This window comes from Pararhizobium sp., assembly GCF_035497515.1.
Lineage (GTDB): Bacteria > Pseudomonadota > Alphaproteobacteria > Rhizobiales > Rhizobiaceae > Pararhizobium.
Window position 1 is genome coordinate 59,024 of record NZ_DATJDJ010000175.1, and the last position, 26,735, is coordinate 85,758.

General features: G+C 60.6%; 24 protein-coding genes and 2 pseudogenes. 17 read left to right on the forward strand and 9 right to left on the reverse strand.

What is annotated here, in order from left to right:
* Positions 1-5 precede the first annotated feature (5 nt).
* The 3 genes from VL202_RS18470 (at position 6) to VL202_RS26005 (ending at position 3,430) form a co-directional block, all read left to right on the forward strand.
* Complete coding sequence (locus VL202_RS18470) at positions 6-2,816, forward strand: cation-translocating P-type ATPase (protein ID WP_325465540.1); 2,811 nt, start codon at positions 6-8, stop codon at positions 2,814-2,816.
* Between the two features lie 33 nt (positions 2,817-2,849).
* Positions 2,850-3,017 carry a hypothetical protein gene (locus VL202_RS18475; RefSeq protein ID WP_325465541.1) on the forward strand — a complete coding sequence of 56 codons (168 nt, stop codon included), beginning with the start codon at positions 2,850-2,852 and terminating at the stop codon, positions 3,015-3,017.
* A gap of 215 nt (positions 3,018-3,232) precedes the next feature.
* Positions 3,233-3,430: a universal stress protein gene (locus tag VL202_RS26005; RefSeq protein ID WP_414692895.1), complete on the forward strand. Its 198-nt coding sequence runs from the start codon at positions 3,233-3,235 to the stop codon at positions 3,428-3,430.
* 217 nt (positions 3,431-3,647) lie between these two features.
* Here VL202_RS26005 and VL202_RS18480 read toward each other — a convergent pair whose 3' ends face one another.
* The 5 genes from VL202_RS18480 to VL202_RS18500 all read right to left on the reverse strand — a co-directional run bounded on the left by VL202_RS18480 (position 3,648) and on the right by VL202_RS18500 (position 7,993).
* Complete coding sequence (locus tag VL202_RS18480; protein ID WP_325465542.1) at positions 3,648-4,484, reverse strand: universal stress protein; 837 nt, start codon at positions 4,482-4,484, stop codon at positions 3,648-3,650.
* Positions 4,485-4,543: 59 nt separating this feature from the next.
* Entirely contained in the window at positions 4,544-5,218 is a 675-nt protein-coding gene (locus VL202_RS18485; protein ID WP_325465543.1) for a helix-turn-helix domain-containing protein, read from the reverse strand.
* Between the two features lie 80 nt (positions 5,219-5,298).
* Positions 5,299-5,655 (reverse strand): hypothetical protein, encoded by a 357-nt coding sequence (locus VL202_RS18490; protein WP_325465544.1) that lies wholly within the window; start codon positions 5,653-5,655, stop codon positions 5,299-5,301.
* A gap of 188 nt (positions 5,656-5,843) precedes the next feature.
* Positions 5,844-6,464: a response regulator FixJ gene (fixJ, locus tag VL202_RS18495; RefSeq protein ID WP_325465545.1), complete on the reverse strand. Its 621-nt coding sequence runs from the start codon at positions 6,462-6,464 to the stop codon at positions 5,844-5,846.
* Positions 6,461-7,993, reverse strand: a complete 1,533-nt coding sequence (locus VL202_RS18500) for a PAS domain S-box protein (protein ID WP_325465565.1) — start codon at positions 7,991-7,993, stop codon at positions 6,461-6,463. The genes fixJ and VL202_RS18500 overlap by 4 nt, the downstream gene beginning before the upstream one ends.
* 464 nt (positions 7,994-8,457) lie before the next feature.
* Between VL202_RS18500 and VL202_RS18505 the strand changes: the two genes are divergently transcribed.
* The 8 genes from VL202_RS18505 to arcC all read left to right on the forward strand — a co-directional run bounded on the left by VL202_RS18505 (position 8,458) and on the right by arcC (position 17,154).
* On the forward strand, positions 8,458-9,294 hold the full coding sequence (locus tag VL202_RS18505; RefSeq protein ID WP_325465546.1) for a universal stress protein: 837 nt from the start codon (positions 8,458-8,460) through the stop codon (positions 9,292-9,294).
* Positions 9,295-9,386: 92 nt separating this feature from the next.
* Positions 9,387-9,716: a TraR/DksA family transcriptional regulator gene (locus VL202_RS18510; protein WP_325465547.1), complete on the forward strand. Its 330-nt coding sequence runs from the start codon at positions 9,387-9,389 to the stop codon at positions 9,714-9,716.
* Between the two features lie 102 nt (positions 9,717-9,818).
* Complete coding sequence (locus VL202_RS18515; protein WP_325465548.1) at positions 9,819-11,405, forward strand: MBL fold metallo-hydrolase; 1,587 nt, start codon at positions 9,819-9,821, stop codon at positions 11,403-11,405.
* A gap of 115 nt (positions 11,406-11,520) precedes the next feature.
* On the forward strand, positions 11,521-12,039 hold the full coding sequence (locus VL202_RS18520) for a GNAT family N-acetyltransferase (RefSeq protein WP_325465549.1): 519 nt from the start codon (positions 11,521-11,523) through the stop codon (positions 12,037-12,039).
* A 478-nt stretch (positions 12,040-12,517) separates the two neighbouring features.
* Positions 12,518-13,951, forward strand: coding sequence for a YfcC family protein (locus VL202_RS18525; protein ID WP_325465550.1), 1,434 nt, complete (start codon positions 12,518-12,520; stop codon positions 13,949-13,951).
* Positions 13,952-13,962: 11 nt separating this feature from the next.
* A complete protein-coding gene (gene arcA / locus VL202_RS18530; protein WP_325465551.1) occupies positions 13,963-15,189 on the forward strand; it encodes an arginine deiminase in 1,227 nt (408 codons plus the stop codon).
* Between the two features lie 16 nt (positions 15,190-15,205).
* A complete protein-coding gene (argF, locus tag VL202_RS18535; protein WP_325465552.1) occupies positions 15,206-16,207 on the forward strand; it encodes an ornithine carbamoyltransferase in 1,002 nt (333 codons plus the stop codon).
* Positions 16,208-16,209: 2 nt separating this feature from the next.
* Positions 16,210-17,154: a carbamate kinase gene (arcC, locus tag VL202_RS18540; RefSeq protein WP_325465553.1), complete on the forward strand. Its 945-nt coding sequence runs from the start codon at positions 16,210-16,212 to the stop codon at positions 17,152-17,154.
* A gap of 28 nt (positions 17,155-17,182) precedes the next feature.
* Here arcC and VL202_RS18545 read toward each other — a convergent pair whose 3' ends face one another.
* Complete coding sequence (locus tag VL202_RS18545) at positions 17,183-17,620, reverse strand: pseudoazurin (protein WP_325465554.1); 438 nt, start codon at positions 17,618-17,620, stop codon at positions 17,183-17,185.
* Between the two features lie 357 nt (positions 17,621-17,977).
* Here VL202_RS18545 and VL202_RS18550 point away from each other — a divergent pair, with 357 nt between their 5' ends.
* A complete protein-coding gene (locus VL202_RS18550; protein ID WP_325465555.1) occupies positions 17,978-19,255 on the forward strand; it encodes an anaerobic sulfatase maturase in 1,278 nt (425 codons plus the stop codon).
* Between the two features lie 54 nt (positions 19,256-19,309).
* On the opposite strand, the gene VL202_RS18555 is transcribed toward VL202_RS18550, so the two are convergent.
* Positions 19,310-20,269 (reverse strand): FAD:protein FMN transferase, encoded by a 960-nt coding sequence (locus VL202_RS18555; RefSeq protein WP_414692898.1) that lies wholly within the window; start codon positions 20,267-20,269, stop codon positions 19,310-19,312.
* A gap of 2 nt (positions 20,270-20,271) precedes the next feature.
* On the opposite strand from VL202_RS18555, the pseudogene VL202_RS18560 reads away from it, so the two are divergent.
* Positions 20,272-20,391: pseudogene (locus VL202_RS18560) on the forward strand (rubrerythrin family protein); the annotation flags it as partial.
* A 223-nt stretch (positions 20,392-20,614) separates the two neighbouring features.
* Positions 20,615-21,456 (forward strand): annotated as a pseudogene (locus VL202_RS18565) (IS3 family transposase); the annotation flags it as partial.
* 51 nt (positions 21,457-21,507) lie between these two features.
* On the opposite strand, the gene VL202_RS18570 reads toward VL202_RS18565, so the two are convergent.
* A complete protein-coding gene (locus tag VL202_RS18570; protein WP_325465557.1) occupies positions 21,508-22,830 on the reverse strand; it encodes an MFS transporter in 1,323 nt (440 codons plus the stop codon).
* Between the two features lie 136 nt (positions 22,831-22,966).
* Here VL202_RS18570 and VL202_RS18575 point away from each other — a divergent pair, with 136 nt between their 5' ends.
* From VL202_RS18575 to VL202_RS18585, 3 genes are all read left to right on the forward strand, one after another.
* A complete protein-coding gene (locus VL202_RS18575; protein ID WP_325465558.1) occupies positions 22,967-23,686 on the forward strand; it encodes a LuxR family transcriptional regulator in 720 nt (239 codons plus the stop codon).
* A gap of 212 nt (positions 23,687-23,898) precedes the next feature.
* Complete coding sequence (locus VL202_RS18580; RefSeq protein ID WP_325465559.1) at positions 23,899-24,969, forward strand: class I SAM-dependent methyltransferase; 1,071 nt, start codon at positions 23,899-23,901, stop codon at positions 24,967-24,969.
* Positions 24,970-25,150: 181 nt separating this feature from the next.
* Complete coding sequence (locus VL202_RS18585; RefSeq protein WP_414692896.1) at positions 25,151-26,386, forward strand: hypothetical protein; 1,236 nt, start codon at positions 25,151-25,153, stop codon at positions 26,384-26,386.
* 142 nt (positions 26,387-26,528) lie between these two features.
* Here VL202_RS18585 and VL202_RS18590 read toward each other — a convergent pair.
* Positions 26,529-26,735 (reverse strand): transcriptional regulator (locus VL202_RS18590; RefSeq protein WP_325465560.1); only part of this gene is annotated, 207 nt, incomplete at its 5' end.

Genomic DNA, 26,735 nt, shown 5'->3' on the forward strand with positions numbered 1-26,735 from the left:
TTGGCATGGCACATGAACATCGATATTCCGCTGCGCGGGATGCATGGCAACTGGACGCGGCTGACGTCATTGAAGGCTTCGGTTCGGACGGAGCGAATGGCCTTTCGACAGGCGAAGCACATCGCCGCCTTGCAACCCATGGGCCCAACCGGCTCTCGGAAGTCAAGCCGGCCCCGGCGTGGCGGAAATTTCTTCAGCAGTTCACCGACACGCTTGTTCTTCTCCTGATCGCGGCCGCGGGTATCTCGATGATCGTCTGGATGATCGAGGGCGACGGATTGCCTTATGAAGCGCTGGCGATCCTTTCCATCGTGATCCTGAACGCGATCATGGGCTTCGTACAGCAGGCTCGGGCTGAGAACGCCCTGAAGGCGTTGCGGGAAAAATCGGCACCGCAGGCCACAGCCATCCGGGACGGAGAACGAAAGCGGTTGGCCGCGGCGGAACTCGTGCCGGGTGACATTATCCTCGTCGAGGAGGGCGACACCCTGCCGGCCGATGCCAGGGTCCTGCGTGCCACGTCGTTGAGGACTGCCGAGGCATCCCTGACCGGTGAAAGCCTCCCGGTCTTCAAGGCGGATGAACCGCTTCCTGTCGACACGGTCATTGGCGACCGTCTCAACATGCTCTTCGCCGGCACGGCGGTTGTGGGTGGTCACGGACGGGCGATCGTGACGGGAACGGGCATGGATACGGAGACAGGGCGTATCGCGACCATGCTTGAGCAGACGGTGGATGAAAGCACGCCTCTCCAACGGGAATTGAACCGCACCGGTCGGCTCCTCGGCCTCATCGTCATCGTCATCGCCGTGGTGATGATCGCAACCGTTCTGCTGGTAAGCGAGGTGGACACACTCTCCCAGCTCTTCGGCGTTCTCATCATCGGTGTGGCGCTCGCGGTGGCCGCGGTGCCGGAGGGCCTGCCGGCAGTCGTCACGGCAGTTCTATCGGTCGGAGTGCAACGCATGGCGGCGCGCAGGGCGATCGTTCGCACGCTCGCCGCGGTGGAGACGCTGGGATCGACGAACATCATTGCTTCGGACAAGACGGGTACTCTGACACGCAACGAAATGACCGTTCGCCGTATTCTGACCGCTAGCGGCCGCGCCGATTTCGAAGGAACAGGATACGGGGCACAGGGAGAGGCCAGCCTTCACAGCGACAATGCCGCAGCGTTCGATACCGAACTCGAGCGAGCATTGATGGCTGCCCGATGCGCCAACAATGCCTCGCTACGATCTCAGGAAGGGCAATGGCTGGCTCAGGGAGATCCGACGGAGATTGCGCTCCTGGCAGCCGTTCTGAAGGCTCCCGGCGCAGACAGGACAGCGACGCCCGAGCGCCTCTGGGAGATCCCGTTTTCTTCCGAGCGCAAGATCATGACGACCGTCCATCTTGAAGACGGCGAATATCATGCCTTCACCAAGGGGGCGCCCGATATACTTCTGTCCCATTGCCGCTATGAACTGGCCGGTGGCGAAGCGGTCGAGTTGACGCCGGAGCGCCGTGCCGACATAGCCGCTCTTAACAATACGATGGCGGCAGAGGCGCTCCGCACGCTGGCCGTAGCAATGCGGCGGCTGGAAGACGGCAGGCACGATACCCAGCAGGAGAATGCAGAGAGGGACCTCGTCTTCATCGGACTGTTCGGCATGATAGATCCGCCGCGAGAGGAAGCCAGGCCGGCAGTGGCGAAGGCCATGGACGCAGGCATTCGCGTCATCATGATCACCGGCGACCATCCCGGGACCGCAGCCGTAATCGCCAGCGGTCTCGGCATCGATAGCGCCCGCGTGGTCACTGGCGCCGAACTGGCCAGGATGAGCGAGGCAGAGCTTGATCACGTAGCCAGCGACGTGTCCGTCTATGCCCGTGTCGATCCTACCCACAAGCTTGCCATCGTCGGCGCGCTCCAGAGGCTAGGTGCCACGGTCGCCATGACCGGCGACGGCGTCAACGATGCGCCTGCGCTCAAGGCCGCCGATATCGGTATCGCCATGGGCATTACCGGAACCGACGTCTCCAAGGGCGCAGCCGACATCGTGTTGGCCGACGACAATTTCGCGACCATCGTCGCGGCGATCGAGGAAGGCCGCTCGATATTCGCCAATATCCGCAAGTTCCTACGGTATCTGCTGTCGTCGAACATCGGAGAGGTGATGACGATGTTCTTCGGCGTGGCTTTCGCCGGCATCCTGGGGCTGTCGGAAAGCGGGGCTTCCGGAATCGCGTTGCCGCTGCTGGCCACCCAGATTCTGTGGATCAATCTGGTGACCGACGGTGCCCCTGCGCTGGCCCTCGGCATCGATCCTGCCTCGCCCGGCACCATGCTGCGGCCGCCGCGGCCGCAGCATGAGCGCGTAATCACCGCCGCTATGTGGCGGGGGATATTCTTCGTCGGGTCAGTCATGGCGGCCGGCACGCTCCTGGTCATCGATGCGAACCTGCCGGGCGGCCTGGTGCAAGGCACCGGCAATCTCGATCATGCCCGCACGATGGGTTTCACCACGCTGACGCTGTTTCAGCTTCTCAATGTCTTCAACGCCCGCTCGGATGAGCGCAGCGCCTTCGACGGCCTGTTCTCCAATCGCTGGCTCTGGGCTGCCGTCCTGTTTTCGCTCGGTCTTCACGTCGCCGTGGTCTACGTGGCGGTCCTGCAGAACGCCTTCTCGACCGTTCCGCTCGCAGGCTGGGACTGGTTCGTCTGTGTCGCGGTCGCAAGTTCGGTTCTGTGGCTGCGGGAACTCTGGAAACTGTGCGGGCGCGCCGTCGCGCTCCGCCTGGCCCTTCGACAGGGAGCACAGACAAAAAGATGAAAGCCACTCCTCCCCGCGCGGGAGGCAGCCCGCTTGTGCGAGGAGCTCGCGACCGTCAACAGGCTCGTTGCCCATGTTGTCGTCCGGCGAGGAACGCCGCAGAAGGTCGTCGCGGAGCTCCTGTCGAACGATCCGGCCGACCTGATCGTAACGGGGATTTCACGGGCCGATGTCCTCCCGTGGATACGGGAGGAGAGATAGTTTTCGCCACCGATCTCTCGAAAAATTCCACCAGGACACGGGACGCGGCGACTGGCTGCTTCCTGAAGCCGGAATTCATGCTTTCCATTCTTACGGCCCTCGATACGCAAATCTGGCGCAGGACAAGGCGAGCGAGCTGTCCCAGTTCCGTATGGAGAGCCTTTTCAAGTGCTGGCAATCCCTGGGCCCGGTTCTGGGGCCGGACGCCGCGAAGGATGTCCTCATCATTTCGGAGCTTGGCGAGCCCGCAGCCGCGCGCCGCCTCTGCCATCGACAACGATGTCGGCTTGGTGATTGGGGGAACAGAGCGCCGCACGGGAGTGTTGAACGTCATCCTGGGCAGCGTCGCCTCGCGCATTCTCGCCGTGGTCCCCTGCGATGTCCTGATTCTGGCCGCGCCCGCGGAGCCGTAAATCCCGGCTTCCCTTGCGCCGCCGAAGCCGGCCCGTATCACGCCGGATGCACCGAATCTGCTCCTGCAGGCCTCAGCCGGCAAGCCATCCTTTTTCCTCGCGCAAAGTTGGCCATGAAGCATGCCCGCCGCCGGCCGTCTGCCGGCGGCAGGCATGCGAGGGATTGACCTCTCATACCGCGTCACGCGTTGTCGAGAGCGTTTGCTGCGCTCCAGCCTCAATGCGACAGCATGACCGGCATCAGCAACTCCTTGAGGATGCCCCCGGTAGCGCCGCCCAGCACGAAGTCGCGCATTCGCGAATGACCGTAGGCGCCCATGACAAGAAGCTTGCATTCCCTTTCCAGAGCGCCCTGCTGAAGCGTCTGCGCTATGGGATGTCCTTCTCCCATCAGCGATACGGCCTCGGCGGAAAGGCCCCGCGCTCGCAGTCCTTCCGCGAGGCGATCGCCAGCGTCCTTCTCCTTCAACGGCTTCTCGTCGGAGACGGTGAACACACTGATGCGCGTCGCACGGCTGAGGAACGGACGGGCATCAGCCACCGCGCGCGCGGCAACCCGGCTTCCATCCCAGGCGATCGCCACATGATGAAGCGAGGAAGGGCCGACATGCTCGGGCATGAGGACTGCGGGCCGGCCGGACCCGAAAAGAATGGATTCGGAAATCGTGCGGCAGGTTTCGTTGTCCGCTTCCCAGCCGACCAGGCTGATGTCGTGGTAGCGGGCGTATGTCGCCGGCGTCTCCGTGAGAAGCGCAAGTAGCGTCGAGATTCTGTCGGTCGTCAGCTGGATGCCCGCCACCATGGACTGCTGCTCAACCGCTTCAAGTAGGTGGTCACCTCGTCTACGGCTCGAAGCTTCGGCATCGCTGACCATCTCCGGCACATTAAGGAACATGTGCGAAAGTGGACTGGAGAGCGACGGGATATCGACATTGAGCGCCAACGCGTGAAGCTCGGCGCCTATCCATTTCGCGATTGCGACGGCGTTTGCTGCAATGGCATCCGAATTGGCGTCGGGATAGGTGACCAAAGGAAGCAGCGCTTGCTGTTTCATGACTGTTACTCCTCTTCGAATTCGAATTTGGCGTGGCGAAGTTTCGTCGTCGCTCCGCGTCAACCCACCATCGCTTCGAGCGCGTCGATATCGACGATCTCGACACTGCGCGATGTCGTCAGGCGGATAACGCCCGCTTCCTTCAGCCTGGAGAAGGTGCGCGACACGGTCTCCAGCGTCAGGCCGAGATAGTCGCCGATATCGCTCCGTTGCATGGGAAGTTCGATGTGATCAAAGCTTTCCTGGCGATCAACCATGTCCTTGAGGAAGGCGGCCACTCTTTCGAGCGCCGACTGGCGACCGAGCAGAAGCAAATGTTGCTGTGCCCGCGCCAACCCCCGGAGCGCGATGGGCAGAAGGTGCCGAGCGACGTCGTCATTGCCGGAAAGTCTGGTGACGCGTATACCGGTATTGGTGATTGCCTCGGCGGAAAACTCGTGATGGGCGCCTGGCTCCAGGCCAAACACCTCCCCGGCAAAGTGGAAGGCGCTGATCTGGCGTCTCCCGTCGGCCAGTATCCGGCAGACACGGACCGCACCGAATGCGACCTGGTACACCGATTTTGCCCTTGCGCCTTCGGCGAAGATCTCCGTGTTCGGCGCGTAGATCCTGGCGGGCTGGACGGCGACGGCTATCGTTCCTTCCGCTCTTCCCCTCAAATTCCGGTCCTGCGAGATAAAGCCATTTCCACTGGCAGAAGGATTGGAAATGCGGTCGGATGTGAGGGTGAACATGGATTGGCCTCCGATTTTTCTTGGAGCATATGTCCACCATCTGCCGCCGGCTCGAAATCCGGTTATGTCCCTACGGGAAACTACGTAGAGCCGACAGACTGGCAGGCCGTGGCAACCGCGTCGAGCAGGTCCCGCCCCAGAGGCGGCTTTTCGATAAGTCTCAGACCGGGCAGAAGCGGCGGACGATGCATCTGCTCGACCAGCAGGATGACTGCGACGCCCAGCCCGGACAGGTCCTGCCCGGCCGTGCCGGGATCGGCGAATGCATCCTGATCGATCACCACGCAGTCCGGTATGCGCCCGTCCCGCGTCAAGGCGAGCCGGTCCAGCCGGGACCTCGCATCGACAACGTAGCCTTCGGCCTCGAGTACGAAGCTAAGCGATCTGCGCATCACCTCGTCGGGTGCGACGACCAGGACGTTGATGGCGGCGGGCATGGAGACAGCATTCCTCTTCAGCGCAGGGAGCGCCCCCGAAAAATGCGGCTCTGGCGGCTCAAACCTGCAGTGCACCACAGGCGGCTCGTTTCGAGCCAATGCTCCAGCCGCGAGCGCAAGGGCGACCATGCCCGTTATAGAAGGAGAGACGGGCAGGTCGCATTGCGTCAAATCAATTCCGGAAAACTCTAATTCTTATTGGCCCCGCCGAGGTCCACATGAAGCGTCATCCGCACGAGTTCCGGGAGGCTCTTGGCCTGCATTTTCATCATGACGTTGGAACGGTAGACCTCAACCGTCCGCGGGCTGATCTGCAGATCGTAGGCGATCGATTTGTTAGGCAGCCCGGCGACGACGCCCGAAAGGACTTGCCGTTCGCGATCGGTCAGCGTCTCGACACGGGCGCGAACAGTGGGCGCATGGTCTTCGGAGATTTTACGGTTGGCCAGTTGCCGGGCCGCTCTTTCCAGGGCCTGCAACAATACCTCCTCCTCGAAGGGTTTCTCTATGAAATCGAGCGCACCGGCCTTCATGGCCTCGACGGCCATCGGTACATCGCCGTGGCCGGTGATCACGATAGCCGGCAGCATCGCATCGGCCTTGCGCAGTGCCTGCAGCAGCTCGACTCCATTCATGCCGGGCATGCGCAGGTCGGTGATGAGACAACCGCCTTGCGTATCATCCGCCTGGGAGAGGAAATCGGCAGCCGAACCGAACGCCCGAACCGCGTAGCCGGCGCTCGCCAGCATGAAGGCCAGCGACTTGCGAACCGGCGCTTCGTCATCGACGATATGAACGACGAAGCTCATTCCGACATCTCTCCTTCATCAATGGCAGGAAGCGTGAAACGAAAAGACGCACCGCCCCGCTCATTGCGGCTGGCCGTGATGGTGCCATCATGCGCCTCCATGATCCGCTTGGAAATGGATAAACCGATCCCCATGCCGCCCGGCTTGGTGGTAACGAACGGCTTGAAGAGCTGAGCCGCCACCTCGTCAGAGATTCCGGAGCCGGTATCGCTGACTTCCACCGAGACGCCTCCGTTATCGGGAGACGTCGAAACGCGCAGTTCGCGTTCCGGGCTCGCCTCCATCGCGTCCACCGCATTGCGCATGAGATTGATCAGCACCTGCTGTATCTGGACCGGGTCGACCATGACAACGTCCGTATCCGGGCTGAACGCGAACACCGTCGTCACGCCTTTTTCCCGCGATCCGATCAGGGCCAGGGCGGCGGCCTCCTCGATTAGCTTTCCGATGTCATGGGGCTGCTTCTCGGTCCGACCCTGTGTCACGAACTCACGCAGATGCCGGATGACCTGACCCGCACGCAACGCCTGGGCGGCGACTTCCTCAAACGCCTCCCGGAGTCGGTCCGCATTCGGCTCCTGCATTTCCCTGAGTAGCCTGTTGCAGCCCTGCACGTAATTGGTGATGGCCGAGAGCGGCTGGTTGAGTTCGTGGGCAAGGGTCGATGCCATTTCTCCCATTTCCGACAGGCGGGCCATGCGCGCGAGCTCCAGATGCATCTCCTGCTGTGCCGCCACCGATTGCTGACGTTCAGTCAGGTCGCGGATGAAGCCGGTGAAATAGGTCTTGTCACCACTCCGCATTTCGCCCACAGCAAGCTTGATCGGGAATGTGGAACCGTCCTTGCGGCGCGCCGTGACCGTACGGTCCTTGCCGATGATATGTTTTACCCCGGTCTCCAGGTAGCGCGTGAGATAGGCGTCATGCTCGGCACTGTGCGGTGCCGGCATGAGGATGTTGACATTCCTGCCGATTACCTCGTCCGCGACATAGCCAAAATGCTGTTCGGCGGCGGGATTGAAGGAGATGATGTTGCCGTCCGCTCCGATCACCACCGCCGCGTCGAGGACGGTATCCATGATTGAACGCAGATGCGCCTCGCGCACCCGCAACGTCTCGTCGGTCGAGAGCGCACTGCGATAGACCCGGTGGAGCAGTTCGCCGAGCCAGGCGATCGACAATCCCGCAACGGCGAAGATGGCAAGTTCGACGACGCTTCCCATTGTCGATAGATACAGATCGCCCAGGTAATAGGCACCGCATAGCGACAGGGCCGTCGCGGCGACGGCGGGCCCGAGCCCGCCGAACATCGCCGCGATGAGGATGGAGGGCGTGAACAACGCAAAAAGCGCCCCGTCGCGAAGCACGCTGTCCAACCCGTAGCGGGCCAGGAAGGCCACAAGCACCGCGCCGATCGCGAGAAGGTAGGCATTCGGTCCGTGAAGCCCTCCGGCGCTAACCGCCCGGACGAATCTGCCTTGCGGCTTGAACAAACCGCCTGCAATCGAAAAACGCGGGGACTTTTCCATCGACAACCGCAACTCCGACCGGACAAATCATGCGTCGCCTGCTCTCTCGCGCGCAACGCGCGGCCTCTATCTGATCAAACGCCGATTGCATCGGCCTACCATGATTCTCCAGGAACAGACAGAGGGGCCAGGCTGGGCCGGGGCAAGTCGCTCGAAAAGGCACGCGCTGTTTTGTGCCAACAGGCGAGGCAATCTGCGGCATAAACCCCCGCGATACTTGCCGTGAATGAGAATCGGTCGGCCAGAGTGTCGCAAAGCTGCTGGCGAGTGCTCCCACATCACGGAACGAAAGCGGCAGGCGCTGTGTTCTCGGCCCCTCGCTCCATGTGATCGTGGCTCAACCTATCTCGAAGCCTCCCCCGTCGCTGATTTGGCGCAACCGCAGACTGATTGACGCAAATCAATGAAGCCAGGAGGAGCCGCTATAAGCTCTGCATATCGATTTACCGCGAAAGGATCTCGCCATGTCTGTGAAAACAATCTTGAACATTACCGGCATCGACCATGGCGACGATGATTTTCTTGCTGCGGCCGAAGTAGCGCGCATGGCGGAGGCGCATCTGAATGCGGTCGTGGTTTCGTGCACGCCACCGCCGCCGGTATTCGACATGGTCGGTCAAACCTATTCCACCTACGCGTTCGCATGGGAGGAAGAACAGAACCGGGTGAATGCCCGGGGCGCGGAACTGAGCGACCTGCTTGCCCGACGTGGCCTCGCGGGAGATGTCCAACCTCTCTATTGCCCGAGCGGGAGCGTCGATGAGGAAGTTGCCAAATGGGCGATGTACGCCGACGTGGCGCTCATCGGGGCGCGGATGCTCGAGGATGGCGACCTGTTGAAGCGTGTTCTGGACGGCGCTCTTTTCGAAACGCCCACGCCCGTTGTTCTCGCCGGCATGGACAAGCAGGTGACTTTCGCACCGAAGACCGTTCTCGTGGCCTGGAATGCCAGGCCCGAGTCGGCGGCGGCCATGAGACAGTCGTTGGAGATGCTCATCCAAGCGGACGATGTCCGCGTCGTTATCGTCGATCCCGATGCAAGGCCTGACGCAATGGGCGAACAACCTGGCGCCGACGTGGCGACGTTTCTCTCGCGGCACGGCATCAAGGTGACCGTGGATGTCATTGCCAGCGGCGGCCTCGATCCGGCTTTCGTCCTGCAGCGACATGCGACCGACCACGGTGCCGAACTCATCGTCATGGGGGCATACGGACATTCGCGCCTGCGTCGGCGTTTCTTCGGCGGAACCACGCAAACGATGCTCGCCAATGTCAAAACGCCCGTATTCATGGCGCACTGACGAGGTGCCGCAGGCCGTGATCAGCCTTATCGGATGCGTGCCGGCCGGTTCAGGCACTGACGCTTTCATTACAGACAGCAGGCGAATTTCAGATGCAAACATCCACGTACAAAGGCCGACTTGTGGCTCGGCGGAAAGAACTCTCGGACCGCCTTCATAGGATAGAAGGCGATCTGGATGTCGCCCGGAGCAACGACGACGATGATCGGGCGATAGAGCGGGAGGGCGACGAGGTCCTCGAGGCGCTCGGCGAGGCGGGGCTTGCGGAATTAAAGGCGATCGAAGCGGCATTGGTCCGAATCGACGAAGGCAGGTTCGGCCTTTGCACAAGATGTGGCCTGCCTATTCCGGAAAAGAGGCTGAATGCGGTCTTGCATGCGACCCTTTGCGTGACGTGTGTCGCCGAGACGCAGACAAGGTAGAAACGATCGAGATGGTGCCTTCGCACGCAGGCTCGGCAGGACGTTTGGCGACACGCGCAATCGCGTTGAAGCCCTGCTCCTGTCAATGAGAGAAGACATAGAATGCAGTATCCCACAATTCGATTTCACGGCGCGGCGGGAACCGTCACCGGTTCCTGCTTCGTCGTGGAGACCGAAGCCGCTCTCGTAGTCGTCGATTGCGGCCTGTTCCAGGGCTCCAAGACCGAAAAGGAACTCAACTATCGAGTCTTTCCGTTCGACATCAAGGCGATTGATGCGGTCATCCTGTCCCATGCCCATATCGACCATTCCGGCCTCCTGCCAAAACTGGCGAAACACGGATATGAAGGTCAAATCTATGCGACGCCCGGCACAGTGGACCTTTGCAGCGTCATGCTGCCGGATTCCGGCCATATACAGGAGGTCGAGGTTGATCACCTCAATCGTCGCAATCGCCTGCGGGCGCGGCGTTTTCTGGAGCCGATCTACACCGCCAACGACGCACATGAAATGCTGCATCAGTTCCACTCCGTGCCGCTGGAGCGGTGGCAGACCGTCGCGCAAGGCATCCGCGTCCGTTTCTGGAACGCCGGCCATCTGTTGGGATCTGCATCCGTGGAAATGGAGATCGGCGACGAGCACTCGATACGGGTTCTCTTCTCCGGGGACATCGGGCCGACGCACAAACTTCTGCAAACGGTGCCGGAAGGGCCGGCGAACTGGGACTATGTCATCTGCGAAAGCACCTATGGCGATACCGACCGGATCGACGCGACCGACATGGGCAGACGAAAAATCCTTCGCGACGAGGTACGCGCAGCAAACCGTCATCACAATGGCGCCCTCATTATTCCGTCCTTCGCCGTCGAACGGACCCAGGAATTGCTGGCCGACCTGTTTTTCCTGATGGAGCGTTCCGAGATTCCGTCCTGCCCCATCGTCATCGATTCGCCGCTGGCCATGCGCGCCAGCCAGATCTTTCAGGCGCATGAACGAGAGCTTGAGCATGGCGATCTTCTGGCCCGCGCCATGCGATCAAAAAACGTGCGATTCACCGAAAGCGTCGAGCAATCCAAGGCGCTCGACCACATGCACGGCTTCCATATCGTCATTGCGGCAAGCGGCATGTGTGAAGCCGGGCGAATCCGGCACCGGTTGAAAAACTGGCTCTGGCGCGAGGAGGGAACCGTGTTGCTGGTGGGCTTCCAGGCCGCCGGCACCCTTGGCCGGATTCTCGCGGATGGGGCATCCACTGTTCGGATTCAGGGTGAGGAAATCGCAGTTCGCGCCAGAATCCGCACCATCGACGCCTATAGCGGGCATGCTGATGGGCCAGAGTTGCAGGAATGGGTGCGGAACCGGCTGCCGATTGCGCGCGCCATTTTCCTGGTCCATGGCGAAGACGAAGCCCTCGTCGCTCTGAAGATCCGCCTCATGAACATCCTTCCCGAGAACCGGATCTATATTCCGCGCCTCGATTCCGCGTTCAGGCTTGATCCCGATGGCCCCGTCGACATTTCTCCGACGAGGCCGCCTCCCCGCATCGATCCAGGCCAGGCTGGTCATCGCGACTGGAACAACGATTACCAGGTTCTGCTGCAGGACCTCCAGGACCAGTTGCGCGATGCTGCCGATGACAGGTCGCGCGGGGTCATCATACGGAAGATCCGCCGGGCGCTGGAACTTTGAAGAAAATTGATCAGGAACAATGCGCTTCCGGTTGTTCCGGCGAAAAATGCACCGAGATCGTCCCTTGCACGGCAGACGCCGCCCTGGACGAGCTCCAACAGCGATGGAGAGCATCATGGAAGACTGGACCGCAGAACTCAAGACCCGCACAGGGGCCAGGTTTCTTGTCAGGCCCGTTCGGGTCGGGGACGAAGCCGAACTCGCGGAGTTCTTCACCCATGTCACCAAGGAAGACCTCAGCTTCCGCTATCTCGCCGGCATGAACGAGGTCAGCAAGGAGCGCATCGCGGCCATGACCGACATAGATCATGTGCAGACGGAGAATTATCTTGCATTCGGGGAGAACGGCAAGCCGATGATCGCCACCGCCATGCTGGCTTGCGATCCTGCGCTCGAACGTGCTGAGGTGGCGATCAGCATTCGCGCCGACTACAAGCACCAGGGCATCAGTTGGGAACTGCTAGACTTCCTTGCAAAAATCGCCGCGACCAAGGGCGTCAAGGTACTGGAGTCCATCGAGCGGCGCGACAACTATGCCGCCATCGAACTCGAACAGGACATGGGTTTTACCACCATGGCCGACATGGACGATCCGACGATCGTAATCGTGCGCAAGGAACTGGGCGCGACCTGACCCACGAGCGCAGGCATGGATCATCGAGTATCTGCCGGTGATGCCGGTGAGGTCCTTTGAAGTCCTGTCCAGCAAGGGCTGTCGATGAGCTGGCCGTGCTAGTCGCCTCTCCCTTCTCCATCATCATCGGCATCCGGGGATAGCTCGCCGTGCCGCTTCAGGGCTCGGCGGGGCTCTCCTCATCGGGGTTGCGCTCCATCTTTTCGCGATGACCTCGTAAACTCTTCCTCATGATCGCGGTCGTTCGATGCCGCAGTTCGGCCCACTGCTGATCGTGGTGCCTATGTCGCCCAGAGCTCTCCGGCGGCATGATCTGTTCTCCCGGAGGTTTCAGACGGCCTTCCGGCCCCATCGCAAGTTACGGTCCGACAATTGCGCAGGATCAATGCCGCCGGCGCCCTTTCGAACATATTCAGGTTCAAGGGTGCATTCCGCGTTTCGCGCATTGGTCATCCCTCTCGAGATTGGAGATATTGCCATGGCCACGCTTTCGGAACCAGCACGTGTCAAGACGTTTCGTTTTCCTTCCGCCTTCACCATCCTGTTCGGGCTTATCGTCCTGGTCGCCGGGCTGACCTGGATCATTCCCGCCGGCCAGTATCAGCGGGCCATGAACACTGCCCTCAATCGTGAGGTTCCTGTCGCCGGCACTTATGCGCCAACCGAAGCAGACCCGCAGAACCTCTTCGACGTCATCATGGCCCCGATCGCCGGCTTTTACAGTCCGGGATCAGGCCAGGCCAACGCGATTGATGTCGCGCTCTTCGTGCTAATCATTGGCGGTTTCATCGGCGTCGTCACCTCCACCGGGGCGATCAATGCCGGCGTCAGGAGTGCGATGGTATCCCTGCGCGGCCGCGAGAAATGGATGATCCCTGTCCTGATGGCACTGTTCGCCTTCGGTGGAACCACCTACGGAATGGCAGAGGAAACGCTGGCCTTCTACGTGCTCCTGATCCCGATCATGATCGCCGCCGGTTATGACGCGGTGACCGCCGTCGCCATCATCCTGCTCGGTGCCGGCATCGGCGTCCTGGGCTCGACCGTCAATGCATTTGCAACCGTCATCGCGTCGGACGCAGCCGGCATTCCGTTTACGCAAGGCATGGCGCTACGCTTTGCGATCCTCGGCCTCTGCTGGCTCGCCACCGTGATCTATGTGATGCGTTATGCCGAACGTGTTCGTCTCGATCCGGCGGAATCGCTCGTTTACGACCGCAAGGCGGAGAACGAAGCGCATTTCCTGGCAGGTCATGAAGGCGGCGAAACCACCTTTACCGGCATTCACAAGCTGGTGCTCGCGATCTTCGGCGCGACCTTCGTCGTCATGATCTGGGGCGTGCTCAAGGGCGGCTGGTGGATGGGCGAAATGTCGGGCCTGTTCCTTGCCTCGGCGATCCTGGTCGGGCTGATTGCCCGGTCCGGCGAACAGAGGTTCGTGGACGCCTTCATTGCCGGCGCGCGCGACCTCCTCGCAGTCGCCCTCATCATCGGGCTCGCCCGTGGCATCGTGGTGATTATGGAAGCCGGCAAGATTTCCGATACCATCCTGCATTGGGCGGAAGTCTCGGTGGCGGGCCTTTCGGACGTCCTGTTCGTCAACGTGGTCTACTGGATCGAGATTCTTCTCTCCTTCTTCGTGCCGTCGTCGTCGGGCCTAGCCGTACTGTCGATGCCGATCATGGCACCGGTCGCCGACTTCGCCGGCGTGGGGCGCGATCTCGTGGTGACGGCCTACCAGTCGGCCAATGGTATCGTGAACCTGATCAACCCGACCTTTGCCGTGGTTATGGGCGCGCTCGCCATCGGCCGCGTTCCCTATGAACGTTGGCTCGCTTTCATGTGGCCGCTGCTGGTGATCCTCACCGTCATCATCACGGCGAGCCTCAGCGTCGCCACCCTGATCGCCTGAAGGAGAAAGACATGACCATCACTTACGGCGTTCATTCCGAAGTGGGCAAGCTTCGCCGCGTCATGGTGCATCGCCCCGGTACGGCGCTCGCCCGGCTGACCCCGTCCAACTGCCACGACCTGCTGTTCGACGACGTCATCTGGGTCAAGCAGGCGCGGGTCGAGCATATGACTTTCGTCGATGCCATGCGCCATCGCGGCGTCGAGGTCGTATTCCTCCGGGATATGCTGACCGAGACGCTGAAGATTCCCGAGGCGAGGCGTTGGCTCCTCGACCGTCGCGTCAACGACAACACCGTCGGCGTCGGCCTGGCCGACGACTTGCATGCCTATTTCATGGAGATGGACGCGGATCGCCTCTCGTCTACGCTCATCGGCGGCATGAGCCGGGCTGAACTGCCGGTCGAGACCAACAGCGTCGTGGCCTCAGTGCTGGCGCCGGAAGAATTCATCCTGCCGCCGCTTCCCAACCATCTCTTTACGCGCGACACGACCTGCTGGATTTACGGGGGCGTGACGCTCAATCCGATGCGTTGGCCTGCACGCCAGCTGGAGACGGTCAACATCGCGACCATCTACCGTTTCCATCCGGATTTCCGCAGCGCGGGTTTTCCGGTTTGGTGGGGCGATCCCGACCTGAACTATGGCCGCGCCACGGCGGAGGGTGGCGACGTCATGCCGATCGGCAACCGCACCGTTCTAATTGGCATGGGCGAAAGAACCACGGCGCATGCCGTGGGTCAGCTGGCACGCGCGCTATTTGCCCAGGGTGCCGCCGAGAGGGTGATTGCCTGCAGGCTGCCGGTCGAGCGGTCAAGCATGCATCTCGACACCGTTTTCACTTTCTGCGATCGCGACCTGGTGACCGTCTTCGCGGACGTGGTCAACAGAATCGAGGCCTATTCGCTGCGGCCGGGCGATCGTCCAGGCACTGTGGATGTCCGATTGGAGGAGAAATCCCTGCCGGAGGTGGTTGCGGGAGCCCTCGGCCTCCCCCGGCTCAGGATCGTCGAGACCGGTGGTGACGCCTATGTCTCCGAGCGCGAGCAATGGGACGATGGCAATAATGTTGTCGCGCTCGAGCCTGGCGTGGTCGTCGGCTACGACCGCAACACCTATACCAATACGCTGCTCAGGAAGGCTGGCGTGGAAGTCATCACCGTTCCTGGCGCGGAACTCGGCCGGGGGCGCGGCGGTGGCCATTGCATGACATGCCCCCTGATACGCGACCCTGCGTGAAAGAAAGGAACCATCCATGCCGATCAACATGCACGGGCGTAGCGTTCTGACGCTCCTCGATTTCTCACCCGACGAAATCCGCTTCCTGCTCAAGCTGGCAGCTTCGCTGAAACAGGCGAAATACGGCGGCTACGAGCAACAGCGGCTACGAGGCAAGAATATCGCGCTGATCTTCGAGAAGGATTCCACCCGGACGCGCACCGGCTTTGAAGTCGCGGCCTACGACCAGGGCGCGCATGTCACCTATCTTGGACCATCTGGAACCCAGATCGGTAAGAAGGAATCGATGAAGGACACGGCGCGGGTACTCGGCCGCCTTTATGATGCCATCGAATATCGTGGCTTCGGCCATCATCTCGCCGAGGAACTCGTCCGCCATTCCGGAGTGCCCGTCTATAACGGCCTGACCGATGAATTCCATCCGACCCAGATCCTCGCCGACTTCCTCACCATGCGCGAATATACGCGCAAGCACCTGTCGGCGGTCAGCTTCGCCTTCCTGGGCGATGCGGGCAACAATATGGGCAACTCGCTTATGATCGGGGGCGCCCTGATCGGCATGGACGTCCGGCTGGCCGCGCCGAAGAAATATTGGCCCGATGCCGATCTCGTCGAGCGCTGCCGCGGCATTGCAGCGCGCACCGGCGCAAGGATCACCTTGTCCGAAGACGCAAAGGAGGCGGTCGCCGGCTGTGACTATCTTTATACCGATGTCTGGGTTTCGATGGGCGAGCCCGATTCAGTCTGGGCCGAGCGCATTGAAAAGCTCACCCCTTACAGGGTGACGGTGGATCTGATGGCAGCCACGGGCAATCCGCACGCAAAGTTCATGCACTGCCTGCCCGCCTTCCACAACCGCGAGACCGAGGTAGGCGAGAAAATCTTCCAGCAATTCGGCATAGACTGCATGGAGGTGACGGAAGAGGTATTCGAGTCGCCGGCGTCCATTGTCTTCGACCAAGCCGAGAACCGTATGCATACGATCAAGGCGGTCCTCGTCGCGACGATCGGAGGCTAGCAATGCTTGTCGTCATCGCATTGGGCGGGAATGCACTGCTGCGCCGCGGAGAACCGCTCACCGCGGAGAACCAGCGCGCCAACGTCAAACGTGCCGCGACTGCCATTGCCGAGGTGATCGGCGCCGGCCACCGCGTCGTGGTCTGCCACGGCAACGGGCCGCAGGTGGGTCTGCTGGCGCTTCAATCGGAGGCCTACAAGCCGGAGGAAGCCCATCCGCTCGACGTGTTGGGGGCCCAGACCGAAGGCATGATCGGGTATATCATCGAGCAAGAGCTCGAAAACGCGCTGGCTGGCCGGAAACGCGTCGCGACGCTGCTGACCCAAGTCGAGGTCGATGCGGGCGACCCCGCGTTCCGCAATCCGACCAAGCCGATCGGCCCGGTTTATTCCGGGACGAAAGCCGAGAAACTGGCGCGGCAACGGGGTTGGAACATTGCGGCTGATGGCACGGGCTACCGGCGCGTCGTTGCGTCTCCTCTGCCAAAGCACATTCCCGATGTGTCGGTCATCAAGCTTCTCGTCGAACAGAATGTGATTGTCATCTGCGGAGGCGGGGGCGGCATCCCGGTCATCCGCCGGACGGATGGCAGCCTCATCGGCATCGAGGCGGTCATCGATAAGGATCGAGTGGCGGGTCTGCTTGCAAGGGAGCTTGGCGCGGAGGTCCTGCTGATGCTCACCGATGTGGATGCCGTCTACCGCGATTGGGGCGGATCGTCCCAGGCACCGATCGACAAGATATCCGCAGGAGAGCTTCGTCCAGAGGAATTCCCGGCCGGCTCCATGGGACCCAAGATCGAGGCCGCGCGTGATTTCGTCATCCAAACCGGCGGCTGTGCGGGAATCGGCTCGCTCGAAGATGCGATCGATATCATCGAGGGCCGCCGGGGAACGCTGGTTTTTCATAGGCCGGGATTGGCCAGCCTATCGCTTGACCGGCCGTGACATGGTTCGGTGGCAGTTTACACTGCCCCTACAGCTGCGACAGTGCCTTGTCGGCCCGCTCGCGTGCCTTCTTCGGCAATTTCGCGTCCTTGATCGCCTGAACATTGGCGGGGTTGTCGCCCACCACGACCACCGCGACCATCCCCATGCTGTAATGAGGCGTGCACTTGACGAGATAGACGCCGGGGGTGGTGAAGGTCTGCTTCAACGTCTCGTTGATCTTGCCCTTGAACGCCTCGGCGCCTTCCGGAATCATGTTCTTCACGGTTTCCGCATTATGGCCCTTGTCCTTTGGAACGAAGGTGATGGTGTCGCCGACAGCGATTTTTGTCAGGACCGGCTCGAACACCATCACGCCGTCAGCACCTTTGTTGAGCATATCAACTTCGAAGTCCGCAGCAATCGCGCTACCGCCCATCATGGCCGAGACGGCGATGCCGACAAGAGTTGTTGCAATAATATTCATCATATTCTCCTTGATCTTCCTTCTGCGCCCATGACGGCGACGCGGGCCGGCAGGCCCCAAGTCTGGGACCGCCCTTCGTCCAAGCCTAAAAATCATGTCTGCCGATCGAACTCAAGAATAAACCAAAGGTGCCAATTCGAAGCCAATATGCCGGGTTGACGTGTCGGCGCGGGATCGAAAGCAGGAAGGCAATCCGCACAGCCAGGCACAGGCGTGACACGCAACAGATCGAGGTCTTTGCGCCGGAACAAACTCGATATCGGGAGCGTACCCTAGACATGACGAACGCCGGTCCCAGGAAGCGCCTCGCGGCGATAGGCCGCAGACCTCGCACCGGCGGAGGAGGATTTTCGTTTCATGGACGACCTGACGCCGCCGAACAATCAGGGCCCGGACCCGCTCGGAAGAAGGCCGCGGATCGCCGCATTCCACCTCATGGCAAAACCGGGTGGCGCGACCTGCAATATAGACTGCGATTATTGTTTCTTTCTGTCGAAGGAGAGGCTCTATCCCGACAGCCGGACGCGGATGTCCGAGGCGACGCTGGAATCCTATATCCGCCAATTGCTCGAAACGCACCCGAACGGCGAGGTCAACATCGCCTGGCAGGGTGGGGAGCCGACGCTTCTCGGCCTGGATTTCTTTGCGCGGGCGATCGACCTCGCCATGCGGTTCAAGCGGCCCGGACAGGTGATATCCCACTCCATACAGACCAACGGCCTGCTGCTCGACGACCAATGGTGCGCCTTCCTCATGAAGAACGGCATCCTCGTCGGCCTCAGCCTCGACGGCCCGCGCGCGTTTCATGATTTTTATCGGAAGGACAAGCGCGGCCGCGGGACGTTCGACCTCGTTGCCAAGGCCGTGCGCAACCTGCGCAGGCACGGAGTGGATTTCAACATCCTGTGCACCGTCAATGCCGCCAACCAGGATCACGGCCGGACGATCTACCGGTACTTCCGCGACACGATAAAGGCCGAATGGATCCAGTTCATCCCGATCGTCGAGCGCAGTTCCCCCGAGGGCCTCGATTTCGCCAATGCCGGCTGGCCCGACAAGCAGGGCAAAAGGTCAAGGCCGCTCTACACGCAATCCGGGGATCGCGCCGGAATCCGCTCGGTGGACGGCAAGGCTTACGGGAAATTCCTCATCGCGGTCTATGACGAATGGATCGCCAATGATGTCTCCCGCGTCCATGTCCAGATGTTTGAGGCCATGCTGGCGGCCTTCTTCGGCCATTACCTGACATGCACCCATGCCCCGGCCTGTGGCCGCAACCCGGCCCTTGAGCACAATGGCGATCTCTATTGCTGCGATCATTATGTCGAGCCCGGCTACCGGCTCGGCAACATCAACATGACGCCGCTGCACACCCTGTTGACCGACCCTAGGCTCGCGGCATTCGGCAACGACAAATTCGACACGCTGACAGCGCAATGCCTCAAATGCGAGGTGCGCGCCTTCTGCAATGGCGGCTGCCCGAAGGGCCGTTTCGCCAAGACGCATGACGGTCAGGACGGCCACAACTATCTGTGCGAAGGGCTGCACGCCTTCTATTCGCACGCCCTGCCGTCGATGCGCGTGATCGCCTCCCTCGTCGCCAGCGGCAGGCCGGCAACGGCCGTGACCGAATGACTCAGGAAGCGTAGCAGCGCGCCGGCCACATCCGCCTGAAGCGGTGCCGGACGTTCAGCTCCCGCATCGTCTGTGCTCGCCCGACGCCAGGACGAGGTCCACCATGATATCCGGCTTTCCGGCAAGGCTTGAACGGATGCTGTCGTGATCCGCCAGGCTGAAGACGGTCGAGAGCGCGTCTGCTGTCGTGGCGTCCGGCGCAACGACCGTCAGGCGCCGGTAGGCTGCGCTGGCACCGCCGTTGCGCGGGTCGAGGATATGGCCGAACCGGCGGGCGGCATCGAAATGGAACCCGGCCGGACTGGATGTCGCGACCGCCCGGTCGACGAGATCGAGGACGCTGTCGGGCCGCTCGGCGTCCTGGAGATCGGCAAGACCGACGCGCCACGGGGTGCCGTCCGCCTGCCCGCCTATCGCCCGGCCTTCGCCCATGTCAACCATGCTGCTGGTGATGCCCGCATCCCGCAGCATGGAAACCACGCGGTCGGTGACATAGCCCTGGGCGATGCCGTTCAGCGTCAGCGCCATGCCCGGCCGCGTGAACACGATGCGGTCGCGGTTGAAGCGGACCGCGTCGAAGCCGACCCGCGCGACCGCCCGGGCGATCGTTTCAGTCGGCGGGCCGTCGGGATCGGCGCCCGGCACCGAGAAGTGATCGCGATATAGCGCCCAGAGCGGCTGTATGGTCGGGTCGAAAGCGCCGCCGCTCCCATGCCAATGATGGCGGCAGGCTTCGAGCAGCGCCACCAGGTCGGCGGGTGGTGCGGCCAGGCCGCCGACCCGGTTCAGTTCGCTGATCGCGGAGGTGCTCCTGTAGAGGCTGAAAACCTCTTCCAGCCGCGACACTTCCGTCACGACGCGGTCGATCAAGTGTTGGGCCTTGTTACTGTCCTCGTGATGCAGGATCAGCGTCGCGGGCGCACCCAGCGCCTGCCCTTTCCAGGTGACGGCATGGGTTGCCGCCCGCGCGGGCCGTATCAGGGGTAGGCCGGCGGCCGCGGCGAATATCGCAATGGCGCGACGAGGAGCGCGCCTTTGTCTTCTGGACCTATGTCGCCGCGCACGCGAAGTCGGCGGAAATCGCCAAGGCCGCCGAGCGGATGGCGCATGAGGAACTGGGCCACGTCGCAAAGCTGTGCAGCTGCCCGCTCAAAGAATTGCAGCAGCGTGTCGCGTCGGAAGCGAACCTTCTGGACTGGCACGCCGTCGCTTCCGAGACCGACGACGTGGAAGATGTTCGTACCAATATCAATTCCGTAGACAGCCGCTGAACGCGGCACATTGCGTTGTGGCATTGCAACCTCCTTCGGTTTGACAGCCTCATAATGCTACGGGAGGACGAGGCGGACCATCCCATTAATGGTGACGCCCGATGTGAAGCGGGATGCTGCGGCTCATGTCTGCAGACAGCATGGGGTGAGCCAGCGTCGGGCGTGCGAGGTTTTGTCCATTGATCGGTCGAGTGTGCGATACCGCAGCATTCGACCGGATGACGCTGATATCCGTGAGGCGATGAAGCTGGTGGCATCCGAACGCGGTCGTTTCGGGTATCCGACGCATTCACGTCATGCTGCATCGACAAGGGATCGTCATGAACCTGAAGAAGCTTCGGCGTCTTTACCGCGAGGAGAAGCTGACCGTGCGTAAACGCTGCGGGCGCAAGCGGGCTTTGGGAACGCGGCGGCCTTTGGCACTACCGTCGCAACCCAACGAGCGCTGGAGCCTCGATTTCGTCAGCGACGCATTCACGGATGGTCGTCGCTTTCGCGTCCTTGCCGTTGTTGACGACTTCACCCGCGAATGCCTGGCGCTGGTCGCCGACACGTCGCTTTCAGGTCGGCGGCTTGCGCGGGAACTCGATGCCGTCACCGCCCGGCGAGGCAAGCCGCGAACGATTGTCTCTGACAATGGAACGGAGATGACCAGCATGGCCATTCTGGAATGGTGCCAAAACACTAACATCGACTGGCATTACAACGCGCCGGGCAAGCCGATGCAGAACGGCTTCGTGGGAAAGCTTTAACGGCAGCTTCCGTGACGAATGCCTCAACGAAACACTGTTCTCGTCGCTGACGCAGGCGAGGATCGAAATCACAGCATGGAAGGAGGACTACAATCGAAACAGACCACACTCTTCACTGGGCAATATCACACCCAGTGAATTCGCAATGAAAATGGCTATGGAAAAACTGGCAGCATGAGGCCACATCGAAAACCTAAGACTATCCTGAAAACTGGAGGGAAGATGGGTCTCAGGTCACTCGCCGCCAAATGCCCGGCCGGCTGAACGGCGTGTTGTCCATTCTTAAAAACAGTAACGACCGCACAGGCCCGTTCCGCATCTGAACTACATCACCGGCCCAAGATGAACTCGGTTTACCGGGACGTGTCCTAGTTTTTGGAGGAGGCATTCGTGTCCCGGCTGCAAAGAAGAGCGCGCCGGCGGCCGCGAACCCCGCGAACAGAAGAAACATCGCAGGCCCTCCAAGAATGCCAAGCGTCGCGCCTCCAAGGGTCGGCCCAACAAAGCTACCAATCGTCGAGATAGAATGTGCGCCGAAATAGCTTCCTCTGTTTTGTGCGCTCGAGATGCCATCAACCAACATGTATTCCGAAGGCACGACAAGGATTTCCCCCATGGTGAAAATCACCATCGAAATTGCCAGCCCCACCAAGCCCGTGGAAAGTAAGAAGCCCACTTGGCTTACCAGAAGCAGAATGCACCCCGTCACGAGCGCGGTCAGCGCGCCCTTTCCTTCAATGAAACGTCGCGCACATTGATTGCCGCTCAAAACGACCACGCCGTTGATCGAGACCAGATAGGCGAAGATTTCAACACCGCCGGCCAAGTTGTCAACAAGGTATGGCGCTAGTGTTGCCGCCCATTGCCCATGCACCGCAATGAGCAACGTGCCACCACCAATGAAGTAGAGCAAACGCCGGTCGCGCACCGCGGCCTTAAAACTTGCAATCAGGTACACTGGCTTGGGAGATGGGTCACTGCCGGTGCAAATGGATGATGGCACGCTCAGCAGTTGCAGGACGAGCGCGAGCGTTGCATAGACCGCGGCGGCCCCAAGAAAAAGAGGAGTGGAGACAACGCCGGCAGCAATGCCGAGCAGAGGACCGATAGCCCAACCAATGTTTGATGCCGTGTAGCGCCATGAGAAGTATCTAAGGCGAACAGGCTCTTCACACATGTCGCTCATCAGGGCGCGCGAAATCGGCCCGTAGATCGAAACTGCGACAGCGGCAGCGCATTGGGCAAGACAGAATACGAGTATTGTTTCCGCAAGCCCCAACGCGACCGTTGCGAGTGAGAGCGCAATTAGAACAACCGTCAGCATCGCCTTGCGGCCTGTTATATCTGAAAGTGATCCTATGAACGGCGCTGCAAGAGCCCCTAGCAAAGGCCCTAATCCTAACAGAAACCCAATCATTGCGGGGCCAAGGCCGAATGTCTGCTGCAGCTTTATTGCAAGGAACGATAAGGTCATTGCCCTTGCAAGGGTGACAACTCCTGTTCCTGCAATAAGAAACACGACACCGTGCGGTATGCCTTTTCGCTTGTCCATGAATACCACTCATCGTTTCGGCAGTTTCAAAGCCTCGGCCACCTCCCGGCTTGTCTGATTCACCTATAGCTCCGCACCTGGGCCTCAGTGATAATGGACATCGTATTGAACCACGTACTATCGGTTCGGAGAGCAAATGCGACTGGCGCTATCGTTGTCTGATATGCAGGCTGCTAAGGAACGTGAAGAACTGAGCCCGGCACTCTGCCAGATCTGCACGCGCTATGATCTTTCACACATGACTTTCCTTGTTGTTCGCAACGGCTTTGATTCGATGCGGTTTCCGTTCTACTGCACGACTTATCCGACGGTTTGGATCGAAGCTTATTTGACCCGAAACCTTTTCGAGATAGATCCCGTGATCGACATCGTTCGCGCTGGTCATTTGCCGGTGGACTGGTCCTCCCTCGATCAGAAGTCTGCGCAGGTTCGCCGCTTCTTTGGAGAAGCCCGTTCTCACGGCATTGGTCCCAATGGCCTAACGATTCCCGTTCGTGGGGCATATGGAGAACGCGGGCTTTTTTCCGTGTCTTCAGATCTTTCCAAGCGGGACTGGTCGAGCCTATGTGCATCGAGCACCCACGATCTGCATATTCTTTCCCATTACCTCCACGAGAGGGTGCTTGCGGTGACAGGGCTTCGAAAGGCCGCCCGCTATAAGGAACTGTCGAGGCGAGAAAGGCAGTGCCTTCAGATGCTCGCCGTTGGCAAAGTCCACAAGCAGATTGCATGGGCGTTGGGAATTTCGGAGAGTTCCGTGCGCCTCTACCTTCGGTCAGCAAGAAACAAGCTCGGTGCTTCCACCAGCCATCACGCGGTCGCCAGGGCAAGTTTCCTGGAGTTGATCAACCTCTAACGGTGCTTCTTCGTCTGCAGCTTGGTCACGGCAACTTAGCTGGCTTTTCCAGCCGCCGGTCAACCTAGAGAATCCGACAGATTGCGGCGGCCTCCACCGAGGTCCACAAATGGTAGCCCGAAGCTCACGAATGGCAGAAGAAGACGGCGCTCGCTAAACCATCTCAACGAATGAGATGGCGCGCCAACCGTCGACTTCCAACGGAGGCGATGATGGTTGATCCGCACACGATTGAACTTTGGCGACAGGCTCCTCGGCTAACGTCTTTTGCTGCCTTCTTCGAGAGAACGGCCAGCGGCAAGGGCGGCGCGCCGGACCTTGCAAAGCCGCAGCCAGACATGGGGTTGCTTGATTTCGATCTGGACTCCGCGGTCTTTTCAGATACGCATAGGCGCCTGTGGGGACATTTTGACAGCCACTATTTTGCAAGTATCCCATATCGGCTGGAAGAGGAATGCCGGCTGGGCGCTGCAATGCTTTCCTTCGCCCTGAGGGGTTGGTTGCGCAACGCTTCTCCAACGACAATCTATACCCTGGGCACCGGGACCGGCTGCCTCGCACGCACGCTAGCTGCGCTCGGTGGCGGGCGCATCACGACGTTATGCTGCAGTCCGACGGCAGCCAATCGTGAAGCGTTCCTCGCGAAACGTGCAAGCGAGCATGCGCATTTCTTTCTTGGGCCTTTTTTTGATTTGGACGGCGATCGCTACGCTGCCGACAATGACCTACTGCCGTTTCGGGATGGCTTTGATATCCTTTTCGAAGACACGACATTCCAGATGTACGATCGGGATAGGTTGAAGCAACTGGAGTTCATCGCTCCTCGCATTCGACATGGCGGTGTCCTTGTTCAGTTGCAAAAGCTCGCTCACCAGGACCGTGATCTCTATGGCGAGCGCGAGCGCCAGAAAGATGAACTCTTCAAAACCCGATATTTCTCGACTAGGCACATATCTGAAAAGAAAGATGAAATCCTGAATACGATGACGGATTTTCAGGTTGACCTGCCGACCACTGTGTCCGCGCTCGGTTCATTCTTCCGCTACTCCGTGCTGACGTGGAACAGCGGCAACTTCTACACCATTGTCTCTTCCAACTCGCGGGCGTCGATACTGGAACTCGTATCGCTGATGACAAAGCCAGCAATACCCCCCGCCTATTGCCACGAACAGTTGCCGGCTGCGGTCATCGATACGGGAACGGACCCTCTTGGCCCCGAACTTTCGTGGCGCGGCGCCGACACCCTGGCGCCGCTCGCGCCGAAACGGCCAGCGGCGGCGTGACATGATCCCAAATCGTTCGCCTCAACCAGGTGAGCATTGCAGCGCAATCGATGTGCAACGCTCACTCTCCTATTTGATGCCGCATCTCGCCCCCTTCTGGGAACGTCCACTTCAAGCATATGCATCGACGGTGTACGAAGCCGAGCATTTCCATTCGGAAAGTCCGGTGCGGAATCATGCCATGGGTCTCCTGCGCAAGTCAGTCGAGAACGCGGCCCGGAGGTCAGGCTTTGCGGATGAAGAGGCGCAGCGGGCCGGTCGTGAATTGGTGGCGTCGCCGGTGCTGCAAACCGGCCCGCATTGCCTACTACTCTTCGAACCGGACGCTTTCTACACGCATTTGTTCAGCCTGCTGGGTTTGCAAGCTCAGAATCGAGAATGGCACATCACCTATTTCGTCTCGACGACGACATTCAAGGAGACGGCCAAAAAGGGCGCCGGCTGGCTGCGCGTTGAAGGCACCCCCCTCAATCTGTTCGGGCTGCCCCGGAGCCGGATGGACGGATGCAGTATCGGCTGTGCGAACGGCCCCTACCGCTTTGCCCTTTCGAATTCCAAAGGCGAGGCCGCGCCGAATGCCTCTGCCGCTCGGCTGCTTGCCGAGCTGCCTTCCGACACATTTCCGTCCGCGGCTGAGGCAATCAAGATAGCCAATCAGGTTCTGTGGCGGCGCAGTTTTCCATCTCAGGTGAAGCTGCTTCAGCTCGATGATTTCGATATTGCCGACCTGGTTGCCGACCACCTCGAAGAGCCGGGATCATGGATGTCGGCGCATTTCGTAGGAGATGGCTCGGTTGCTGACGGCATACTGAGGGTGATCGACCGCCTGAACGCAGGTCCTTGGGCCGGTTGGATCCGCAGAACAACCGATCTCTTCTGGCGCGTGGAAAAGGACAAAGTGGTCCCATTGCGCCTCGAGGATTGCGCCCTCAAGACCAACGGTTCATCGAACTTCGAGCTGAAATTTCGTCCAGACGACCTTGCCGCAGCGCTTCGACAGCGCGCAATCCTCCCCAGCCTGTTCACGGTGTTCCTCGTGACTTCGATCCTGCCCGGTGTGAGGGTCCTTGGGGGTTGTCGCCAGACGGTCTACTTTCCCCTCATGCGATATCTCGTTTCGACCGGCATCGAGCGGTCAGGCGATTTCGATCTTCTCAAGGCACTTAAGGGAGACAAGCGTCCAAGCCTATGGGGGCACCGGGTCTTGAAGCCGGAGAACAGCGATCCATTTCAGGAGATCGAACGCGCTGGGGGCGTCTCGCCCCTTCTATCGAAATATGCCGACAGCTCATTGGCACAATCCAGCGGCGATCTTGCAAGCTTTACGAAGGACCAGATCTGGACCGAGCTGTCAGGGCATATCGCCGCCGGCACTATCACGCGCGCGTCCAGTGAATGGCGGTGGTCCGAATCCTGATCAACAGTGACTTTGTTGCGCACATCATTATGATATTGCGTCAGTTCGAATGGATATCCGGCTGCGAACTCTGTCCGGTGTTCGAGAAAATCGATCGTGGAACACCTACTTGATCGGCTCATGGCGTTCTTCGGGCGCAACGCTAACCAAAATCCCTCCCCTCCGTTCGATCTCTGAAACGAACGCCGACACCGCCGCCGTTCTCCGGGATAAACTCTATTCCGACGCTTTCCAGAGCCAACCGAATCGCCTTCAAATTTGCGGTTGTTAATGTCGTGCGTCCCTCCTCCACCTCGGCGCGGCTTACGGTTGCGACTCCGATTCTGGCTGCTTGCGCGAGATCCTTCGC

Excerpts from the sequence above, each read along its gene's own strand:
- VL202_RS18470 (WP_325465540.1), top strand. The coding sequence starts at position 6 with ATGGCACATGAACATCGATATTCCGCTGCGCGGGATGCATGGCAACTG.
- VL202_RS26005 (WP_414692895.1), top strand. The coding sequence starts at position 3,233 with ATGTCCTCATCATTTCGGAGCTTGGCGAGCCCGCAGCCGCGCGCCGCC.
- VL202_RS18480 (WP_325465542.1), bottom strand. The coding sequence starts at position 4,484 with ATGAAACAGCAAGCGCTGCTTCCTTTGGTCACCTATCCCGACGCCAAT.
- VL202_RS18485 (WP_325465543.1), bottom strand. The coding sequence starts at position 5,218 with ATGTTCACCCTCACATCCGACCGCATTTCCAATCCTTCTGCCAGTGGA.
- VL202_RS18490 (WP_325465544.1), bottom strand. The coding sequence starts at position 5,655 with ATGCCCGCCGCCATCAACGTCCTGGTCGTCGCACCCGACGAGGTGATG.
- fixJ (WP_325465545.1), bottom strand. The coding sequence starts at position 6,464 with ATGAGCTTCGTCGTTCATATCGTCGATGACGAAGCGCCGGTTCGCAAG.
- VL202_RS18500 (WP_325465565.1), bottom strand. The coding sequence starts at position 7,993 with ATGGAAAAGTCCCCGCGTTTTTCGATTGCAGGCGGTTTGTTCAAGCCG.
- VL202_RS18505 (WP_325465546.1), top strand. The coding sequence starts at position 8,458 with ATGTCTGTGAAAACAATCTTGAACATTACCGGCATCGACCATGGCGAC.
- VL202_RS18510 (WP_325465547.1), top strand. The coding sequence starts at position 9,387 with ATGCAAACATCCACGTACAAAGGCCGACTTGTGGCTCGGCGGAAAGAA.
- VL202_RS18515 (WP_325465548.1), top strand. The coding sequence starts at position 9,819 with ATGCAGTATCCCACAATTCGATTTCACGGCGCGGCGGGAACCGTCACC.
- VL202_RS18520 (WP_325465549.1), top strand. The coding sequence starts at position 11,521 with ATGGAAGACTGGACCGCAGAACTCAAGACCCGCACAGGGGCCAGGTTT.
- VL202_RS18525 (WP_325465550.1), top strand. The coding sequence starts at position 12,518 with ATGGCCACGCTTTCGGAACCAGCACGTGTCAAGACGTTTCGTTTTCCT.
- arcA (WP_325465551.1), top strand. The coding sequence starts at position 13,963 with ATGACCATCACTTACGGCGTTCATTCCGAAGTGGGCAAGCTTCGCCGC.
- argF (WP_325465552.1), top strand. The coding sequence starts at position 15,206 with ATGCCGATCAACATGCACGGGCGTAGCGTTCTGACGCTCCTCGATTTC.
- arcC (WP_325465553.1), top strand. The coding sequence starts at position 16,210 with ATGCTTGTCGTCATCGCATTGGGCGGGAATGCACTGCTGCGCCGCGGA.
- VL202_RS18545 (WP_325465554.1), bottom strand. The coding sequence starts at position 17,620 with ATGAATATTATTGCAACAACTCTTGTCGGCATCGCCGTCTCGGCCATG.
- VL202_RS18550 (WP_325465555.1), top strand. The coding sequence starts at position 17,978 with ATGGACGACCTGACGCCGCCGAACAATCAGGGCCCGGACCCGCTCGGA.
- VL202_RS18570 (WP_325465557.1), bottom strand. The coding sequence starts at position 22,830 with ATGGACAAGCGAAAAGGCATACCGCACGGTGTCGTGTTTCTTATTGCA.
- VL202_RS18575 (WP_325465558.1), top strand. The coding sequence starts at position 22,967 with ATGCGACTGGCGCTATCGTTGTCTGATATGCAGGCTGCTAAGGAACGT.
- VL202_RS18580 (WP_325465559.1), top strand. The coding sequence starts at position 23,899 with ATGGTTGATCCGCACACGATTGAACTTTGGCGACAGGCTCCTCGGCTA.
- VL202_RS18585 (WP_414692896.1), top strand. The coding sequence starts at position 25,151 with ATGGGTCTCCTGCGCAAGTCAGTCGAGAACGCGGCCCGGAGGTCAGGC.